This window comes from Salmonella sp. A7, from assembly GCF_020181675.1.
In the GTDB taxonomy this organism is placed as follows: Bacteria; Pseudomonadota; Gammaproteobacteria; order Enterobacterales; family Enterobacteriaceae; genus Salmonella; species Salmonella enterica.
The window spans coordinates 2,586,302-2,604,001 of sequence record NZ_CP084001.1; the positions used below are offsets into that span (position 1 = coordinate 2,586,302).

Sequence of the window (17,700 nt, forward strand, 5' to 3'; positions counted from 1 at the left end):
TACCTCTGTCAGTGGTGCTTACCTTTAAGCGCTTCGATGCAAGCGGCAAAATTAGGCAGCCATTTTTCATGCGCCAGGATGAGCTCACGCGCCAGGACTTCTGCGTCGCGGTCGGAATGCACCAGCGGACTCAGGTTAAGCGCCAGCAGCACATCATTAAAGTTTCCGCTCAGCGCCGCATTGCTGGCCGCGACCTCAAATCCTTTAATAGTGTGGATAAGCCCCAGCACTTTTTCGTCAAAACGGGTGATACGCGGGTGCGGCGTCGCGCCATTGCGTCCCAGAATGCAGGTCATTTCCACCGCCCAGTCCGCCGGGATATTCTCGACATGCCCATGATGTGGAATATTAACGTAATGCTCAGTCTGCTTGTCATTATAAATAGCGTTAATGACTTCACAAGCGGCATCGGAATAATAAGCGCCGCCGCGTTGTTCAAGCTCTTTCGGCTTCACGTTTAGCTCAGGATTTTTGTACAAGTCGAAGAGTTGTTTCTCCACTTTTTGTACGACCTGAGCGCGCGCGCCGCCTTTGTAATATTCGCCCATTTCAATCGCCAGCATCTCTTTTTGCTTGAAGTAATACAACAAATAAGAGCACGGCAGCATGTTCAGCGAGCGAATCAATCCTTCACTAAACGGCAGATCAAAGATATTTTTTACGGTTGACGCTTTCAACTGACCGGACGCCACGCCATCCAGTAATTCTGCGAACCGTGAGGTGCCATTCACCAGCACATCTTTAATAAAGACCATATGGTTTAGACCAAACAGGTCAATGGAAAGATCGTCATTCTCATTCAGCGCCAGCACGTCATGAATAAACATTTTCATGCCGACAGGAATATTACATACGCCGATGAATTTTTTAAAGTTGGTATGGCGATAAACCGCTTCCGTCACCATCCCCGCCGGATTAGTAAAGTTAATGACCCACGCATTCGGACATAATTCCTCAACATCCTTAATGATGTCAAAAATAACCGGAATGGTGCGCAACCCTTTAAATAAACCGCCAGCGCCGTTGGTTTCTTGCCCCAGATAGCCGTGGCTAAGCGGGATACGCTCGTCCAGTTCACGGGCTTTGAGTTGACCAACGCGCAGCTGGGTAGTAACAAAATTAGCGTCTTTCAGCGCTTCCCGACGATCCAGCGTTTTATACAATTTTAGCGGAACGCCTGCTTTATCAATCATTCGCTGGCAGAGATCATAAATAATGTCCAGCTTCTCTTTCCCGTCTTCAACATCAACCAGCCATAATTCGGTGACAGGTAATTCATGGTAGCGCTTAATAAAGCCTTCAAGTAATTCAGGGGTGTAGCTGCTCCCGCCACCAATAGTGACGACTTTTAATTTCTGGCTCATAATATCTCCCTTCAGTGTATGACACTGATATGTATTACGCTATGCCCGCTCGTAAGAAATAGCGTGACGTTCCCCGCGCTATTGGGGCAAGCGTGAAATGTAACTAATCGAGCAATGTAAACCGTTACTCATTAATTTCCGTCAATCGCTTCCGATAACTATTCGGTGTGAATGAGGTCATCTTCTTAAACGTTTTAATAAACAGACTTGGACTGCTATACCCGGCTTCATAAGCAATATCCGTAACCGAATAGTTGGTCATTTCCAACTGTTTCTTGGCAAAATTAATGCGAATCTCATTAATGATTTGCATCGGCGTTTTGCTGTAATAACGTCGGGTGGCGCGCGTCAGATACTCCTGGGATTTTGCCGACAGGCGCACCATATTTTCCAGCGCATGTTCGCCAAACTGCGTTTTATCATGCATTATCTCCACGGTTGCTTTCAGCCATTGTGGAATATCATCATAAACCTGCTCTTCGCGGTAATGACGTAAGCGGTTTATAATATAAAATGTCACCACTTCGATAAATTCGTCGAGCCCATTGCCGCGAAAATTCAACGACGCAATCACCGTTTCAATATAGGTAAGGAAGGTGCTATTCGCCCTGTATACCTGCGATGCCACAAAACAAAACGGCAGTAACGGAAGATAATGCTGTTCAAAAAAACGTTTACTAATTCCTACGTTCAGAATACGCGTTGCGCCAAACTCATAGAAACTTTGGTGATTCGACCCCACCGGGATAAAAACAAAATCTCCACGTTCCAGCAGCACACGCTTCCCGTTGATCTCCTGGTAATAACGTCCGGTTAATACCAGGGTAAATTCATAGTAGTCGTGCTGATGCAGCCCGGTGACGCTTTCCGTCTTGTTATAGATAAACACATGGAAATTTTTGCCATTGAAGAGCTGCTGCTCATAAACCGTTTTGATTTCCGTTGCGTTAACCTGTAGCTGCATCATCCGCCCCCTGTTATTTCAGTTTCTCATGGAGCTCAATCAACTCAGCGATCAGTTCACGAGCCAGCATTGATGTCATCAAATGATCCTGAGCGTGAACCAGGACCAGACTGACTTTCATTTTGCCTTCGCCCTGATCGCCTTCGATGAGTTTTGTCTGCACAAGATGCGCTTCATTGAGCGCTATGCGCGACTGGTCCATCATCGCTTTCGCCGCCTCAAAATCGCCTTCTTTCGCTTTTCTGAGCGCGCCATATGCCAGGCTGCGCGCCTGACCAGAATTGATGATAAGCCCCATAACGACTTCTTCGAGTTCCTCAGCCGCTGTCTGGTTATCTACAACATTTTCAAGATCAAACATAGTCTTTCCTCTGATTCAGCCCGGCATGGCATCCCATGCCGACGCGGAGTTTAGAATTTCAGTGCGTTAGCGATATCTTCTTCGCTTTCTTCCTGCTCAATGGCGTTCTGCGCTTTGTTAGCCACCACCACGAAGGGGAGATAAATCAGGGTAGCGACCGCCAGGTTAAATAGCGCAACCAGTAATGCGGCGACGCTGCCGTTGGTGTTAAAGAACGCCCCCAGCCCGGTTGGCATGGTCCACGGCGCAATATTGGTAATCGGCGGAATAATACCCAAATAGTAAGCCACCAGCGTAATCGCCGCCAGAATCGGCTGTACCAGAATAAAGGGGATAAACATCACCGGGTTCATAATAATCGGCAGGCCAAACAGGATGGGTTCGTTAATCTGGAAGATACCTGACGGCAGCGCCAGTTTTGCCACCTGGCGATAGTCCGCGCGACGGGATGCCAGGAAGATAGCGATGATCAGACCCAGCGTTGCGCCGCTACCACCGAGGAAGATATAAGAATCCAGCATCGGTTTCGCCCAGATATGGAACGTTTTACCGGCTTCCAGTGCCGCATCGACGGAGCCATACTGCTGGTAAATAGAGATGTTTTCCAGCGCCCAGGGCGTCATGATGCCGCTGTCCAGCGCGGTCAGCGCCAGCGAACCATGAATACCAAAGAACCACAGCAGCGGTACAAAAATGACATATGCCCACCCTACCACGCTACCCAGCGATGCCAGCGGCGTAGAGATAGTGTCCATAATAATCTGATGGAAGTTAGAACCGTAATTAGACAGCGCCCAGGCAATAATCCCCATAATAGAGAGAATAATAAAGCCGGGAATTAATGCTGAGAATGAACGAGACACCGAAGCCGGTACGCTGTCCGGTAGTTTAATCACCCAGTTGCGCCGGACAATAAATGTAAACATCTCCGCGACCACCAGGCCAATAATAATACCGGAGATAATATTCGCGCCGCCCAGCCAGTTAGCGCCTACGGCATAGGCCTCGCCGACACTATACGGCGTTACGGTCATAAATGCCGCCACGGAGAGCAGTCCGGCGGCCAGCGCATCAACCTTGCGCTCTTCCGCCAGCGCCATACCGATAAAAAATGGCGCCATGAGCGACATAATGCCCAATGTGCCGTTATAGACGTTCCCGCCGATGCCTTTCAATCCATTAAGTGTTTCAATGGTTGAGGCATCAAGCCGAATGCCCATGGAATAAAAAAACGACCCCTCCCCAAAGCTCAGGAAAACGTTATTAATTAATACAAACATCGCCCCCGCAAGGGTTAATGGCATTAAACGAATAAAGCCGTTCTTGATTGCATTAACGTGTGGCTGCTTTCCTATTTTTACAGCAAAAGGAAGGAGTACCTTTTCAAGTGAAGCAATGACGTTACTCATAGAAAAATACCCTTAAATACCGCAATAAAATATTGCGGTTAGTGTATGAAATAACTCTTTGACGGGAAAAATTAAAAAATAATTAATTCGCGGCGGCTTTTTTAATTGCCGCTACCGCAGCTTTAAGCACGCCTAAACCATCTACCTTGCCGTACAACATTGAATCAATGACTTCTACTGGTTTACCGGGTAATAAACGCTGAATTTCGGGGAGCATATAAGCAATTTGCGGGCCTAATAACACGACGTCCGCTGCCGGGCCTTTTTCACCGGCCAGGGTTTCAGGGAATGCTTCAATAATCACCGGCACTTCATATTTTTCAGCCTGAGCGCGCATTTTTGATACCAGTAACGATGTTGACATGCCCGCAGAACAAAACAGATAAATGTGTTTCTTTTCCATAAAAACCTTCCTCATGTGCGATTATCTGTCAACCAGATACGCCGCAAGCCTCAACCTGCATCCATACTCTGGGCGACTTGCGTAACCGGATTTACTTTTTTAGGTGGCTGAAATGAGTATACGGGATCGGACCGCCGGATGGTATTTCCTTGACCCACTAAATTGTCTCTCATTGACCTGGCGTTATGACCCCCCTCACATTTCGGGTAAATAATTCGCGATAATAAATAAGGTTATTGCAGGCACAAAAAAACCGGCTCGCAGGCCGGTTTCCTTGAATGTTCAGGCAATGTACAGTTGTTACTGCTTCGGCGCCTGTGGGTCAGTGTCGTACTCCGCACAGGTCTGGTAGCCGGAGTTAATCACGTGCCCAGTATCATCCAGCGCAACAAAGTAGGTTTCCGCTTTACCATCACGTTGACCCAGGATGTAGGTCTGACAGGTACCGCGCGCATGAATCATGCTCACTTCAGATGACGGTTTGCCCGCAATCTGCGCAACCTGTGCCCTGCTCATTCCTTTTTTAACATCTTTAACGACAGGCTCAACAAATTGGTCTTTTGTACGATCATACGCCGTACAGCCTGCCAGCATAGTCATTACCGCCGCTGCGCTTAAAATTCCTGCTACGTTCTTGTTCATTTTCCGTCCTCTTGTTTATCAGCGTGTTATGTAAGCCTGGAATACATCAGAATATTTTTCAAGCCGCGACCCGCCACAAAAAGCCTTTCGGAAAATTCTCTAACGCAACGATATGTTGTTTTAAACACCGCTTAGCCCGCCAAACCTTGTCGTTTCAGCGGCGAAGGGTTAGCTTTAACAGGGTAAAGATTCATTTTTTTAATTTCGAAGGGGGTTAAATGACTCTGCAGCAAGAGATAATCCAGGCGCTTGGCGCGAAACCGCATATCAACCCTGAAGAAGAAATTCGCCGCAGCGTGGATTTTCTTAAAGCGTACCTGAAAACCTATCCCTTTTTGAAATCACTGGTGTTAGGCATCAGCGGCGGGCAGGATTCGACGCTGGCCGGGAAACTCAGCCAGATGGCTATCGCCGAATTGCGGGAAGAGACCGGTGATAATGCGCTGCAGTTTATCGCCGTTCGTCTGCCTTATGGCGTACAGGCCGATGAACAGGATTGCCAGGACGCCATTGCTTTTATTCAGCCGGACAGAGTACTCACCGTCAATATTAAAGGCGCCGTCCTCGCCAGCGAGCAGGCGCTGCGCGAAGCGGGAATTGAGCTGAGCGATTTTGTTCGCGGCAATGAAAAAGCGCGTGAGCGAATGAAAGCGCAATATAGCATCGCCGGTATGACTCACGGCGTCGTGGTGGGCACCGACCATGCGGCGGAAGCGATAACCGGGTTCTTCACCAAATATGGCGATGGCGGTACCGATATTAACCCACTTCATCGCCTTAACAAACGCCAGGGCAAACAGCTTCTCGCAGCGCTGGGCTGTCCTGAGCATCTGTATAAAAAAGTCCCCACCGCCGATTTGGAAGACGACCGCCCTTCACTGCCTGATGAAGCCGCGCTGGGCGTAACGTATGACAATATTGACGATTACCTGGAAGGCAAAACGCTGGACCCCGCCATCGCTAAAACTATCGAAGGCTGGTATGTAAAAACTGAACATAAGCGCCGTTTACCGATTACGGTATTCGACGACTTTTGGAAAAAGTAAGCGTACTTCTACTGTTGCGCCGGATATCGCTCGTCTATCCGGCCTCCTCTCTTCCCAGCCTCTTTTTTAATCACCCATCCGCTGTTATACTGGATGAATAACCAGTTAACGGAGATCACTGTGGTACGGCGTCAATCAGCCCCCCGCCTTGAGTTTGAAGCGGCGGCCATTTACGAATATCCAGAACATTTACGTCCTTTCCTCAGCGAAGCGCCAGCCTTACCGGGCGTCTATATATTTCATAGCGAAAGCGATACGCTGCCGCTTTATATCGGTAAAAGCGTAAATATTCGCAGCCGGGTGCTCTCACATCTGCGAACGCCTGACGAGGCCGCTATGCTGCGACAGGCGCGGCGGATAAGCTGGATCTGCACCGCTGGGGAAATGGGCGCGTTGCTGCTGGAGGCACGGCTGATCAAAGAACAACAGCCGCTGTTTAACAAGCGGTTACGGCGTAATCGCCAGCTTTGCTCTCTACAGTTGAGCGAACAAAAGATTGAGGTCGTTTCCGCCCGCAGCGTCGATTTTTCCCATGAGCCGAACCTGTTTGGGCTCTTCGCCAACCGTCGGGCGGCGCTGCAAAGCTTACAGAACCTCGCCGATGAACAAAAATTGTGTTATGGCCTGCTGGGGCTTGAACCGGTAAGCCGTGGGCGCGCCTGTTTTCGTTTCGCTCTGAAGCGCTGCGCTGGCGCGTGCTGTGGGCAAGAAACCCCGCAGGCGCATTTTCTTCGTCTGCAGGCCTCGCTGGAACGGTTACGTGTGGTTTGCTGGCCCTGGAAAGGCGCTATCGCGTTAAAAGAGAGCCGCCCGCAAATGACCCAGTTCCATATTATCAACAACTGGTTATGGCTGGGGGCGGTCCCCTCGCTGGATGAGGCCGCCACCCTGGTGCGCACCCCTGCGGGCTTTGATCAGGATGGCTATAAAATTCTCTGTAAACCACTAATGTCAGGTCAATATGAGATCATTGAACTGCACACCGACTGTCGCCAGTCATAAAGAAAACCGCCGATCCTGTCCACCTCAACGATTGTGTTGTCGACAAGACCGGCGGTCTTAAATTATGCGGAAAGTTATTCTGCCGCAGCAGGCATTTTACCTTCTTGCGCCGGGCGTTCTGTCAGACGCTTCTCAAAATTAGCGTTATATTGCTTTTTCTGCTCCGGCGTCAGAACGTTATAAATTTTATTCTGGGTTTCCATATGCGCCAGCATATTGGCCTTGCGCTGCGCTTCCATTTTCGTAATTTGCGCTTCGGCTTTGGCTTTATCGAAGGTATCGCTGGCAATAATATCATGCATGGCGCGACGCTCTTCCAGCAGCGGACGTTTCATTTGCTCGCGCTGCGCTTTCATAATGTCGCGAATTTGTTGCTTCTGTGCGTCCGTCAGGTTCAGGTTTTTAAACATCATATCGTGATGTGGGCCAAATTTACCTTTATGCTGCATCATTGGCTTCGCATCCGCTGGCGCGGCGGTGGTAGTCTCAGCGGCATGAGCCAGATTCGCAGCACCCATCGCCAGGGTAGAGGCAACAAATAGAGCAGTCAGTTTACGCATATTTCCATCCTTCCTTTCAGTTATTTTTACGGCATATTTAAAACAGCGCCGTGTTGTCGTGATTAACTTTAACCGTCTTAGCGTCAATTAGTCATAACAACGGTAAAACAATGAAAGTATAAAAAACACTTTTTCGCCAATTGTGAAGAAAAAAAGAATAAATTGCGCAGAGTTGAAAGATAAATATACAGCAGCATGATATAGCAGAAATTATGCAGAACTATAACGCAGCAACGCTTATTAATAAAGCAATTCTCCAGGAATAATCCGTAATAGCATGAAACTGTATCCCAAATCATCCCTGTAATCCTAACGTGAGCTTACAGGGACATTTATCAGGGCAGTCTTTCCAGCATTAATCCAGCCCGCAATCCGCAGGCGACAGAGGGATTAGGAAAGAGAACATATTCAACGTCATGCGTCACCGTTACGCGCTTATCCCCCTCCTCGGCCAGCAACGTTCCCTTCGCAAAGGCAGTAAAATTCAGCGTTTGCGCATCCATATAAAGCGTGAACTTGTCGCTGTGACGCGTGATTTGCGACACCACCCGATAGCGTAGCGGCGGCGAAGATGAGCTTGACGTTTCGACACCGCTCAGCAGCGCCGACAACGCCTGCGAGGTTACATTGAACTGCGTCAGATCGTTTTGCCCAAACGGCAACGCCTTTCCCAACTCCAGCGTACAGGAAAGCGCGCCGAAATGTTCAGAGCTAAAGTGCGTAAACGTACCGCCGGGCGCCTGATGAAATACCAACGCCTCCAGTCCTGCCGCGCCCAGCCACGCCAGAAAATCCGCCTCCCACGGGCGGTCGCGCTGCGGCAATACGCCAAAACGCAAATGATGCGAGCCACGAATGGCGGTATGCAGATCCAGATGCCAGCGTACCCGCGCCTGGCCAGATGAAAAGAAGGTCTCCAGACTTAGCTCCAGCTCACGCGCCCGCCGCGCTTCATCGCTTTCGGCAAAGGACTGCCAACGCCCGCCAAACATACGGTTCATATCGCTGTGACAATAGCGTATTCCCGCCGCCAGCGCCTGCGGATTGCCGAGCATCACCAGCACTCGCCACGTTAACATCAAGCTGCCTGAGAACAGCGCCGACAGCAGCTTATCCAGCATCTCTACCGGCGCGGTTTCATTGCCGTGTATCCCCGCAGAAAGAATTAACGCGCGGTCGACCGGCGCATCGGGCGTGAATTCAAGCAGACCATGGCCTAACCAGCGCCAGCGAAAACCCGCGCCCTTCCCCTGCGTCACCCGTGGTGTCGTGCCGCTTAGCGTCAACGCCAGAAAGTTATCCATCAGCCGCCCCCGTTTGCTGGAAAGGATAAACCGACCCCAAATCCAGCAGATGCGTTAACACATCCAGCGCCTCCCGGCCTTCTCGCAATAATAACGGATCGGCCAGATCGGCGGCGGTCAGGCGATCGCGATAATAACGATCCGCCCACGCGTTAAGGGCCGTAAACAGAGCGTCATTCATCATTACCGCTGGATTCACCGCCCGTCGTTCTTCTTTTGTTAACACCACGCGTAATCGCAGACAGGCCGGGCCGCCGCCGTTGGCCATACTTTCTCGCAAATCAAACACCTGCATCGCGCTGATGGGGTTATCCTCCGCCACCAGCTTATTCAGATAGCGCCAGACGCCGACATGGTCCTGACATTCCCGCGGCAACACTAACAGCATTGAGCCGTCGTCACGGCTTAACAACTGACTATTAAACAGGTAGGTCGCCACAGCATCTGATACAGAAACCTCTCCGGCGGGCACCTCTATCGCCATAAAACCGTCAACGCGCGTACGCAACTGATTAATGAGCACTTTCTGCCGGGCAAACGCCGCTTCGTGACAAAACAATACCTGTCGATTCGAAACGGCGATGACATCATTATGGAATACGCCTTGATCGATGACCTCCGGGTTTTGCTGAGCGAAGATAACCTGTTGCGGATTCACCTGGTTAAGACGCGCCACGGCCTCGCTGGCTTCGCGGCTCTGGCGCGCCGGATAACGAGCGGGTCGTATTTCATTCTCCTCTTCGCGCCCATAGACAAAAAGCTGCACGCCTGCCGAACCATACTCGCCGCCCAGACGGTTATGATTCGCCGCGCCTTCATCTCCCAATAATGCGACCTGCGGTAACGCGCTATGCACTGAAAACTGGTTTTCATCGCGAAATATGGCGCGTAGCAGCGCTTCGGTAACAGGCGCCTCAAGAGCGCGATGAAATTTATTGTTTAAATTCGCCACCGTCAGGTGAACTTTCCCATCCAGCGCGTCTGCCGATGGGCAAACCGTCGCCGCATTCGCAACCCACATTGGCGACGCGGAACTCACGCTGGAAAGCCAGCGTGGCGCCTGACGCGCAACCTTATCCAGAATCTGCTCATCGCTACCCGTGAAGCCGAGCTGACGCAACGCCGGAATAAAAGGCCGCTCATGCGGCGGGATCACCGCCTGGGGAAAGCCGGCATCCGCCAAAGCCTTCATCTTTAGCAGCCCCTGCTTTACCGCCAGACGAGGATTCGACACCTGAAAACGGTGGCGGGTCGATGCCTCATTGCCGAAGGATAGCCCGGCATAATGGTGCGTAAGCCCCACCAGCCCGTCAAAATTAACTTCATGCGCCGTCATACCGCCTCCCTGCGAGAAAAGTCGAGGCCGGGGCTTAATGTCGCAGGCAACGTCAGTTCGGGAGATTCCAGACTGGCCATCGGCCAAGCGCAATAATCGGCGGCATACCAGGCGCTGGGCCGATGGTTGCCAGACGCGCCGACACCACCAAACGGCGCAGTACTCGCTGCCCCGGTGAGCGGTTTATTCCAGTTAACGATCCCTGCCCGTGCCTCCAGCAAGAGCTGTTCGAACTGCGCGCGATCCGTCGACACCAGCCCACACGACAGACCAAAACGGGTATTATTCGCCAGACGAATCGCCTCATCGAAATGCGCATAACGCCAGACGTTCAGCAGCGGACCAAACACCTCTTCATCCGGCACATCCGCGACGCCCGTCAGCTCAATGATGCCAGGCGTCAGCAGAGAGGTCCCCTCTTTGACCTTCCGCGGCGCCAGTAGCGTGCGACCGCCTAATGCCTCTCGTTGACGCCAGGCCTCCATCACATGCTGTGCCGCCTGCGCTGAAATCAGTCCGCCGATAAACGGCTGCGGATCGTCGTCCCATCTGCCGGGCTGCAGACGTCCGGCGACGTCAACCAGCCGCGTCAGAAATGCATCTCCCTGCGCACCCTGTTTTACCAGAAGGCGTCGCGCGCAGGTACAGCGCTGTCCGGCGGTAATAAACGCCGATTGCAGCGTCAGATGTACCGCCGCATCTATATTTGCCGCATCCTCAATAATGAGCGGGTTGTTTCCGCCCATTTCAAGGGCCAGGATTTTTTCCGGCTGGCCGGATAGCTGGCGATGAAGCTGATATCCGGTACTGGCGCTGCCGGTAAACAGCAGCCCGTCGAGATCGTCGAGCGAACTTAGCGCTTGTCCGGTCTCCCGACCGCCCTGCACCAGATTAAGAACGCCTGCCGGTAGCCCCGCCCGTTCCCAGAGTTTTATTACCGTTTCCCCGGTCCATGGCGTTAGCTCGCTAGGTTTGAAGATCAGCGTATTGCCTGCCAGCAACGCGGGCACAATATGGCCATTCGGTAAATGGCCGGGAAAGTTATAAGGGCCGAATACCGCCAGCACACCGTGAGGGCGATGGCGCAACGTCGCGGCGCCATCGACAAGTTCGCTTTTTTGTTCGCCGGTTCTGGCGTGGTAAGCCTTAATCGAGATGGCAATCTTATTGATCATCGCCGTCACTTCCGTCGCCGCCTCCCAGCGCGGTTTACCGGTTTCACGTGCGATGACCTCCGTGAGCTCGGCTTTATGCGCCTCCAGCAGGGCGGCAAATTTCTCTACGATAGCCTGTCGTGCGGCAAAAGGCTCTCTGGCCCAACGAGGAAACGCCGCGCGCGCCGCCTGACAGGCCTCGGCGACCTGTGCCGCATTAGCGTCATTCCCCTGCCAAAGTATCTCCGCGCTCACCGGATTCGTTTTGCGGCGGCGTTCGCCCTGACCGGTTATCCAGTCGCCGTTTATCCATAGCGTCATACGGTTTTCTCCTCAGCGCAAAGGCGTACCAGCCGAACGTGGTCGCCCGCGCGACATTTCAGCGCATCCAACTGCGCGGCGGTAAGTACAAGTCGTGAAGTCTGCGGATCGGCGCGCACCAGCGCGGCCCGAAAGTGGTGATAGTTTTCATTGGCGACCAGACATGCCGGATAGTCGCCAGGCGCGGGTTGCCCTTCCGCGACTTCCACCAGTCGGCTTTTACGAATAGCCCGCACGCGATCAATATCACACTCCAGCGTCGGCCCGCCGTCGAAGATGTCGATATAGTGGCGATAGCGAAAGCCTTCCTTTTCCAGCACCGCGCGGGCTGGCGCCGTTTGCGGGTGGACTTCGCCAATTACGGCCTGTGCCTCTTCAGATAAGAAGTGGGTATAAATAGGATGTTTGGGCATCAGCTCGGCGATAAACGCTTTTTGCCCGGTACCGCATAAAAAATCCGCCCGGCTGAAATCCATAGAAAAAAAGCGTTTGCCGAGACTTTGCCAGAAGGGAGAATAACCGTGCTCGTCAATGACGCCGCGCATTTCCGCCACCACTTTCTCATTGAATTTATCGCGAAACGCGGCCATAAACATAAAGCGCGATTTTGACAACAGGTAGCCGTTACCCTCTTTACGCCATTCGGGATCGAGAAACAGCGTGCAAAGCTCACTGCTGCCGGTATGATCATTACTCAGGAATAATGTTGGCAACGCGTTATATACATTCAGCTCTTTGGAGGCATGAACCAGCGTACCGACACGATAGTTATACCAGGGGTCGTTAAGACCGACCGCGACCTCAATGGCGCAGATCCCGCCGACCTCACCCGTTTCACTGTCCTCGAGAACGAATACATACCCTTGTTCGCCTTTTGGCAGCTCGTCGGACCAGGTTTTTAGCGCGCGTTCAATGCGGGCCGCCAGCGTCGCTTCATTTGCCGGTAGCGAGGTTAAGCCGCCGCCCGTTTTGCCTGCAAGCTGCATCAGCGCGGCGATATCCGCATGTTCGACAGGACGAATCACCCGCATGATGCGCCTCCCGTCTGAAGGCGTTCGCACGCCAGGGCAAAACGATCAAGCCCGGTGGCTATCTCCTCGTCGCTCACATTTAACGCTGGCGCAAAACGCACCACGTCGCCGCCGGCGATGAGCACCATCACGCCTGCTTTTGCCGCTTCCTGAGCGATGAGTTTGGCTTTTCCGGCAAACTCCGTCTGTAGCACACAGCCAAGCAGTAGCCCCAGCCCGCGAATTTCACTGAACATGCCAAAACGTACATTAAGGGTATTTAGACGTTCAATAAACGCATCGTGGCGCTGTCTGACGCCGTTTTGCATCTCCGGCGTATTGATGATATCCAGTACTTTTCCGGCAACTGCCGTCGCCAGCGGATTACCGCCGTAGGTGGTGCCATGCGTGCCTGGCGTCATAACGCTGGCATAGTCTTGCGTGGTCAGCATCGCGCCGATCGGGAAGCCGCCACCCAACGCTTTAGCGGTCGTCAGGATATCGGGCGTAACGCCATAATGCATATATGCATACAGTTCGCCGGTACGTCCGACGCCCGTCTGCACCTCATCAAAAATCAGTAACGCCTGATGCCGGTCGCACAATTCACGCAGCCCCTGCAAAAAAGCTTTCGTGGCGGGGATCACGCCGCCCTCGCCCTGCACAGGCTCTACGATCACGGCGCAGGTATTGTCATCAATTAGCGCGCTGGCGGAGTTCAGATCGTTATAGGCTGCATGACGAATATCCGGCGGCAGCGGCGCAAAGTCCTGTGAATAGGAGGGTTGACCGCCAGCGCTGACGGTAAAGAGCGTGCGACCATGGAACGCGTTTTTAAAGGCCACAATGCCGCTTTTATGATTGCCGACACGATCGTGGGCATATTTGCGCGCCAGTTTTAATGCTGCTTCATTTGCTTCAGCGCCTGAATTACAAAAGAAAACGCGTTCGGCGAAGGTCGCGTCGATCAGTTTTTTCGCCAGTCGCAGCGCCGGCTCATTGGTGTAACCGTTCCCGGTATGCCAGAAGCGATTCGCCTGTTCATTTAACGCCTCGCGCAACGCCGGATGCGCATGTCCCAATGCGTTGACCGCGATCCCGCCAGCAAAATCAATGTACTCTTTCCCCTGCTGATCCCACAGGCGTGAGCCTTCTCCGCGTACAGGAATAAAAGGCGCGGGAACATATACCGGCACCATCCATTCATCAAAGTTTTCGCGCGTAACTGACAGAGACATAGCGACCTCTTTTGGTAAAAATAAAGTTATATATATGTTAATTAATATGAGTGTTTGCGCTGTAAATGTAGATTGCAGCATTCGTGCCAGCCAGCGTTAAAATTGCATAAACAGAAGTGATAGACGGTAAATCAATGGGTTACAGCGTAGCGATATTCACTTTTACTGCATGAAAAGTGAATATTTCCGCATAATCGGTGGCTAAAAGAGGAAAAAGCGAAATATTATTCAGTTGCCAAATATAATTCTGGAATTGTGATCTTATACGAAATTTACTGGAAATTACCGCCCCGTTCTGGCGCATCTGCACGCAAACCGTGCCATTTTCGCGCTATAGAAAACACCATACGCTTCCATTGGCTGAATCTGACGATGAGTGGCAGTCACCCGGTAAAATTTCTGCTACCATCCCAACACGATTCACCTTGCAAAGTGGCAGTGACTATGAAATTTGTCTCTTTTAATATCAACGGCCTGCGCGCCCGTCCCCATCAGCTTGAAGCGATTGTCGAAAAACACCAGCCCGATGTGATCGGTCTACAGGAGACAAAAGTCCACGACGAAATGTTCCCGCTCGAAGAGGTCGCGAAGCTGGGCTATAACGTTTTCTATCATGGACAAAAAGGCCATTACGGCGTCGCGCTGCTAACAAAAGCCACGCCCATTTCCGTCAGACGCGGTTTCCCGGATGATGGCGAAGAGGCGCAACGCCGCATTATCATGGCGGAAATCCCCTCGCCGCTGGGTAATATCACCGTCATTAACGGCTATTTCCCGCAGGGGGAAAGCCGGGATCATCCGTTGAAGTTCCCCGCGAAAGCGCAGTTTTATCAGAACTTGCAAAACTATCTTGAAACGGAACTCAAGTGTGATAATCCGGTATTAATTATGGGCGACATGAATATCAGCCCGACCGATCTGGATATTGGCATCGGCGAAGAGAACCGCAAACGCTGGCTGCGTACCGGTAAATGCTCCTTCCTGCCGGAGGAGCGTGAATGGATGTCGCGGTTACTGAAGTGGGGATTAGTGGACACGTTCCGTCAGGCGAATCCGCAAACAATGGATAAATTTTCGTGGTTTGATTACCGCTCAAAAGGTTTCGTGGATAATCGCGGGCTGCGCATCGACCTCTTGCTGGCAAGCGCTCCGCTGGCGGAACGTTGCGCAGAAACCGGTATTGACTACGACATTCGCAGTATGGAAAAACCCTCCGACCATGCGCCGGTCTGGGCGACGTTTCGTGTTTGATTTCGCTTTCTGATTAACCGTAAGGCCGGGATAGCGCGACGCTTCCCGGCAGGAATAACGACCTTAACGACAATGATAAAAAAACTCGATGTTGTTGCCGCCATCATTGAACGCGACGGCAAAATTCTGCTGGCCCAGCGCCCAGATCATGCGGATCAAGCCGGTTTATGGGAGTTTGCCGGCGGTAAAGTCGAGCCCGGCGAAACCCAGCCGCAGGCGCTTATCCGCGAGCTACGCGAAGAGTTAGGGATTGACGCCACGCCCGGCATCTATATCGCCAGCCATCAACGCGACGTGTCTGGCCGACGGATTCATTTGCACGCCTGGCATGTGCCTGCGTTTAACGGTCTGATACGTGCGCTGGAACATCAGGCATTAGCCTGGTGTACGCCGGAAGAGGCGCTGGAGTACCCCCTCGCCCCGGCGGATATTCCGCTATTGCAGGCGTTTATGGCTTTACGCGACGCCAGACTAACGGATTCGTGCTGATGGTTTTTTCGTCACGCTGGCACTGGAGCAAGACGCCTTCCACTTTGATTACCGCGCCTTCGGAGTAATTCTGATCCTGGTAAACGCAGCACTGAATGCAGGGCTGGGATGACTGACCGCGCGTGCTGAAAACTTCCGGCGGGACATTCACCTGAATATCAGGACGACTGTTCTGGTTTGCCAGCCCGACCATTGGCATTATAGCCATCACGGCGACCACGAGGCTTCGGCACATAGGAGTTCCTTATTTTTCTAAATATATTCTCAGTATAACGGTAAGCCGCCGTGAAAACTTTAATCCTCTTTTGTCATCGCTTTTAGTTATGACCCTCGCCCCGTTATGAATTTACTTAGCAGCGTCATTTTTTTCTTGCTTACCGTCACATTGCTGATGGTATAGTCGAAAACTGCAAATACATATTCTGATAAAACGCAAATACAACCACATTAATATATAAGAGGTTTTTATATCTATGGATCAGACATGTTCTCTGGAATCGTTCCTCAACCATGTACAAAAGCGCGACCCGCATCAAACCGAGTTCGCGCAAGCCGTCCGTGAAGTCATGACCACCCTGTGGCCGTTTCTTGAACAAAACCCCCGTTACCGCCACATGTCTTTACTGGAACGTTTGGTTGAACCAGAGCGCGTAATTCAGTTTCGCGTAGTGTGGCTGGACGACAAAAACCAGGTGCAGGTAAATCGCGCCTGGCGCGTGCAGTTCAACTCTGCTATCGGCCCCTATAAAGGCGGTATGCGCTTCCATCCTTCGGTAAACCTTTCCATCCTTAAGTTCCTCGGCTTTGAGCAAACCTTTAAAAATGCCCTCACCACGTTGCCGATGGGCGGCGGTAAAGGCGGCAGCGATTTCGATCCGAAAGGGAAAAGCGAAGGCGAAGTGATGCGTTTCTGCCAGGCGCTAATGACTGAACTGTATCGCCATTTAGGGCCGGATACCGACGTGCCTGCCGGGGATATCGGCGTGGGCGGGCGCGAAGTGGGCTTTATGGCGGGAATGATGCGCAAGCTTTCCAATAACAGCGCCTGCGTCTTCACCGGCAAAGGGCTTTCCTTCGGCGGCAGTCTGATTCGCCCGGAGGCGACGGGTTATGGCCTGGTCTACTTCACCGAAGCGATGCTTAAACGTCATGGTCTCGGTTTCGAAGGGATGCGCGTCGCCGTGTCCGGCTCCGGCAACGTAGCGCAATACGCCATTGAGAAAGCGATGGCCTTTGGCGCGCGCGTGGTTACCGCGTCGGATTCGAGCGGGACAGTGGTCGATGAAAGTGGCTTCACGCCAGAGAAGCTGGCGCGTCTGTGTGAAATTAAAGCCAGCCGTGACGGTCGCGTCGCTGACTACGCCCGTGAGTTTGGCTTAACCTATCTGGAAGGCCAGCAGCCCTGGAGCGTACCGGTGGATATCGCCCTGCCATGCGCGACGCAGAACGAACTGGACGTTGACGCCGCGCGCGTACTGATTGCCAATGGCGTAAAAGCCGTGGCGGAAGGGGCAAATATGCCAACCACGATTGAAGCGACCGATCTCTTCCTTGAAGCGGGCGTACTGTTTGCGCCGGGTAAAGCCGCCAACGCGGGCGGCGTGGCGACATCAGGGCTGGAAATGGCGCAGAACGCCGCGCGGTTGAGCTGGAAAGCCGAGAAAGTGGATGCCCGTCTGCATCACATTATGCTGGATATCCACCACGCCTGTGTCGAGTACGGCGGCGATAATAAGCATACCAACTACGTTCAGGGCGCCAACATCGCCGGTTTCGTGAAAGTCGCCGACGCCATGCTGGCGCAGGGCGTCATTTAATCCCGTCGTCAGGCCAGATGGCTTTACGC

18 protein-coding genes are annotated in these 17,700 nt (G+C 52.4%); 5 read left to right on the forward strand and 13 right to left on the reverse strand.

Translation table 11 applies throughout. From position 1 onward, the window contains the following. Window positions 1–8: 8 nt before the first annotated feature. The 6 genes from LCS67_RS12700 to osmE all read right to left on the reverse strand — a co-directional run bounded on the left by LCS67_RS12700 (window position 9) and on the right by osmE (window position 5,143). Window positions 9–1,364, reverse strand: a complete 1,356-nt coding sequence (locus LCS67_RS12700; RefSeq protein WP_000078772.1) for a 6-phospho-beta-glucosidase — start codon at window positions 1,362–1,364, stop codon at window positions 9–11. A 124-nt stretch (window positions 1,365–1,488) separates the two neighbouring features. Continuing rightward, window positions 1,489–2,331: a transcriptional regulator ChbR gene (gene chbR, locus LCS67_RS12705; RefSeq protein ID WP_000983393.1), complete on the reverse strand. Its 843-nt coding sequence runs from the start codon at window positions 2,329–2,331 to the stop codon at window positions 1,489–1,491. Between the two features lie 10 nt (window positions 2,332–2,341). Next, window positions 2,342–2,689, reverse strand: coding sequence for a PTS N,N'-diacetylchitobiose transporter subunit IIA (gene chbA / locus LCS67_RS12710; RefSeq protein ID WP_000459883.1), 348 nt, complete (start codon window positions 2,687–2,689; stop codon window positions 2,342–2,344). A gap of 50 nt (window positions 2,690–2,739) precedes the next feature. Beyond that, entirely contained in the window at window positions 2,740–4,098 is a 1,359-nt protein-coding gene (chbC, locus tag LCS67_RS12715) for a PTS N,N'-diacetylchitobiose transporter subunit IIC (protein WP_000073063.1), read from the reverse strand. 82 nt (window positions 4,099–4,180) lie between these two features. After that, entirely contained in the window at window positions 4,181–4,501 is a 321-nt protein-coding gene (chbB, locus tag LCS67_RS12720; protein WP_000412161.1) for a PTS N,N'-diacetylchitobiose transporter subunit IIB, read from the reverse strand. A 300-nt stretch (window positions 4,502–4,801) separates the two neighbouring features. Continuing rightward, on the reverse strand, window positions 4,802–5,143 hold the full coding sequence (gene osmE, locus LCS67_RS12725) for an osmotically-inducible lipoprotein OsmE (RefSeq protein WP_001039301.1): 342 nt from the start codon (window positions 5,141–5,143) through the stop codon (window positions 4,802–4,804). A gap of 218 nt (window positions 5,144–5,361) precedes the next feature. Here osmE and nadE point away from each other — a divergent pair, with 218 nt between their 5' ends. Together nadE and cho are read left to right on the forward strand one after the other, a co-directional pair. Further along, entirely contained in the window at window positions 5,362–6,189 is an 828-nt protein-coding gene (gene nadE, locus LCS67_RS12730) for an ammonia-dependent NAD(+) synthetase (protein WP_000174980.1), read from the forward strand. A gap of 120 nt (window positions 6,190–6,309) precedes the next feature. Next, complete coding sequence (cho, locus tag LCS67_RS12735) at window positions 6,310–7,191, forward strand: excinuclease Cho (RefSeq protein WP_001518228.1); 882 nt, start codon at window positions 6,310–6,312, stop codon at window positions 7,189–7,191. 74 nt (window positions 7,192–7,265) lie between these two features. Here the strand turns inward: cho and spy are convergent, their stop codons facing one another. The 6 genes from spy to LCS67_RS12765 form a co-directional block, all read right to left on the reverse strand. Further along, a complete protein-coding gene (gene spy / locus LCS67_RS12740) occupies window positions 7,266–7,751 on the reverse strand; it encodes an ATP-independent periplasmic protein-refolding chaperone Spy (RefSeq protein WP_001228998.1) in 486 nt (161 codons plus the stop codon). Between the two features lie 335 nt (window positions 7,752–8,086). Further along, complete coding sequence (gene astE / locus LCS67_RS12745; protein WP_000368445.1) at window positions 8,087–9,055, reverse strand: succinylglutamate desuccinylase; 969 nt, start codon at window positions 9,053–9,055, stop codon at window positions 8,087–8,089. Then, entirely contained in the window at window positions 9,048–10,391 is a 1,344-nt protein-coding gene (gene astB / locus LCS67_RS12750; protein WP_000123941.1) for an N-succinylarginine dihydrolase, read from the reverse strand. Before astB ends, astE begins: the two co-directional genes overlap by 8 nt. Then, the gene (astD, locus tag LCS67_RS12755; RefSeq protein ID WP_000177263.1) at window positions 10,388–11,866 is read right to left on the reverse strand and encodes a succinylglutamate-semialdehyde dehydrogenase; all 1,479 of its coding nucleotides are present in this window, start codon (window positions 11,864–11,866) and stop codon (window positions 10,388–10,390) included. Before astD ends, astB begins: the two co-directional genes overlap by 4 nt. Further along, window positions 11,863–12,897, reverse strand: coding sequence for an arginine N-succinyltransferase (gene astA, locus LCS67_RS12760; protein WP_001263885.1), 1,035 nt, complete (start codon window positions 12,895–12,897; stop codon window positions 11,863–11,865). Before astA ends, astD begins: the two co-directional genes overlap by 4 nt. Continuing rightward, window positions 12,888–14,114, reverse strand: a complete 1,227-nt coding sequence (locus LCS67_RS12765) for an aspartate aminotransferase family protein (RefSeq protein ID WP_031565788.1) — start codon at window positions 14,112–14,114, stop codon at window positions 12,888–12,890. The genes astA and LCS67_RS12765 overlap by 10 nt, the downstream gene beginning before the upstream one ends. Before the next feature lie 444 nt (window positions 14,115–14,558). Between LCS67_RS12765 and xthA the strand changes: the two genes are divergently transcribed. Together xthA and LCS67_RS12775 are read left to right on the forward strand one after the other, a co-directional pair. After that, window positions 14,559–15,365 carry an exodeoxyribonuclease III gene (gene xthA, locus LCS67_RS12770; protein ID WP_000673954.1) on the forward strand — a complete coding sequence of 269 codons (807 nt, stop codon included), beginning with the start codon at window positions 14,559–14,561 and terminating at the stop codon, window positions 15,363–15,365. A 72-nt stretch (window positions 15,366–15,437) separates the two neighbouring features. After that, on the forward strand, window positions 15,438–15,854 hold the full coding sequence (locus LCS67_RS12775) for a pyrimidine (deoxy)nucleoside triphosphate diphosphatase (RefSeq protein WP_000592140.1): 417 nt from the start codon (window positions 15,438–15,440) through the stop codon (window positions 15,852–15,854). Here LCS67_RS12775 and LCS67_RS12780 read toward each other — a convergent pair. Further along, on the reverse strand, window positions 15,814–16,089 hold the full coding sequence (locus LCS67_RS12780; protein ID WP_000336847.1) for a YnjH family protein: 276 nt from the start codon (window positions 16,087–16,089) through the stop codon (window positions 15,814–15,816). The genes LCS67_RS12775 and LCS67_RS12780 overlap by 41 nt on opposite strands. A 238-nt stretch (window positions 16,090–16,327) precedes the next feature. On the opposite strand from LCS67_RS12780, the gene gdhA reads away from it, so the two are divergent. Next, window positions 16,328–17,671 carry an NADP-specific glutamate dehydrogenase gene (gene gdhA / locus LCS67_RS12785; RefSeq protein WP_000372865.1) on the forward strand — a complete coding sequence of 448 codons (1,344 nt, stop codon included), beginning with the start codon at window positions 16,328–16,330 and terminating at the stop codon, window positions 17,669–17,671. The last annotated feature ends 29 nt before the right edge of the window (window positions 17,672–17,700 follow it).

What these genes read in the sequence shown, in the direction of transcription:
- LCS67_RS12700 (WP_000078772.1), bottom strand. Translation starts at nt 1,364, where the DNA reads ATGAGCCAGAAATTAAAAGTCGTCACTATTGGTGGCGGGAGCAGCTAC.
- chbR (WP_000983393.1), bottom strand. Translation starts at nt 2,331, where the DNA reads ATGATGCAGCTACAGGTTAACGCAACGGAAATCAAAACGGTTTATGAG.
- chbA (WP_000459883.1), bottom strand. Translation starts at nt 2,689, where the DNA reads ATGTTTGATCTTGAAAATGTTGTAGATAACCAGACAGCGGCTGAGGAA.
- chbC (WP_000073063.1), bottom strand. Translation starts at nt 4,098, where the DNA reads ATGAGTAACGTCATTGCTTCACTTGAAAAGGTACTCCTTCCTTTTGCT.
- chbB (WP_000412161.1), bottom strand. Translation starts at nt 4,501, where the DNA reads ATGGAAAAGAAACACATTTATCTGTTTTGTTCTGCGGGCATGTCAACA.
- osmE (WP_001039301.1), bottom strand. Translation starts at nt 5,143, where the DNA reads ATGAACAAGAACGTAGCAGGAATTTTAAGCGCAGCGGCGGTAATGACT.
- nadE (WP_000174980.1), top strand. Translation starts at nt 5,362, where the DNA reads ATGACTCTGCAGCAAGAGATAATCCAGGCGCTTGGCGCGAAACCGCAT.
- spy (WP_001228998.1), bottom strand. Translation starts at nt 7,751, where the DNA reads ATGCGTAAACTGACTGCTCTATTTGTTGCCTCTACCCTGGCGATGGGT.
- astE (WP_000368445.1), bottom strand. Translation starts at nt 9,055, where the DNA reads ATGGATAACTTTCTGGCGTTGACGCTAAGCGGCACGACACCACGGGTG.
- astB (WP_000123941.1), bottom strand. Translation starts at nt 10,391, where the DNA reads ATGACGGCGCATGAAGTTAATTTTGACGGGCTGGTGGGGCTTACGCAC.
- astD (WP_000177263.1), bottom strand. Translation starts at nt 11,866, where the DNA reads ATGACGCTATGGATAAACGGCGACTGGATAACCGGTCAGGGCGAACGC.
- astA (WP_001263885.1), bottom strand. Translation starts at nt 12,897, where the DNA reads ATGCGGGTGATTCGTCCTGTCGAACATGCGGATATCGCCGCGCTGATG.
- LCS67_RS12765 (WP_031565788.1), bottom strand. Translation starts at nt 14,114, where the DNA reads ATGTCTCTGTCAGTTACGCGCGAAAACTTTGATGAATGGATGGTGCCG.
- xthA (WP_000673954.1), top strand. Translation starts at nt 14,559, where the DNA reads ATGAAATTTGTCTCTTTTAATATCAACGGCCTGCGCGCCCGTCCCCAT.
- LCS67_RS12775 (WP_000592140.1), top strand. Translation starts at nt 15,438, where the DNA reads ATGATAAAAAAACTCGATGTTGTTGCCGCCATCATTGAACGCGACGGC.
- LCS67_RS12780 (WP_000336847.1), bottom strand. Translation starts at nt 16,089, where the DNA reads ATGTGCCGAAGCCTCGTGGTCGCCGTGATGGCTATAATGCCAATGGTC.
- gdhA (WP_000372865.1), top strand. Translation starts at nt 16,328, where the DNA reads ATGGATCAGACATGTTCTCTGGAATCGTTCCTCAACCATGTACAAAAG.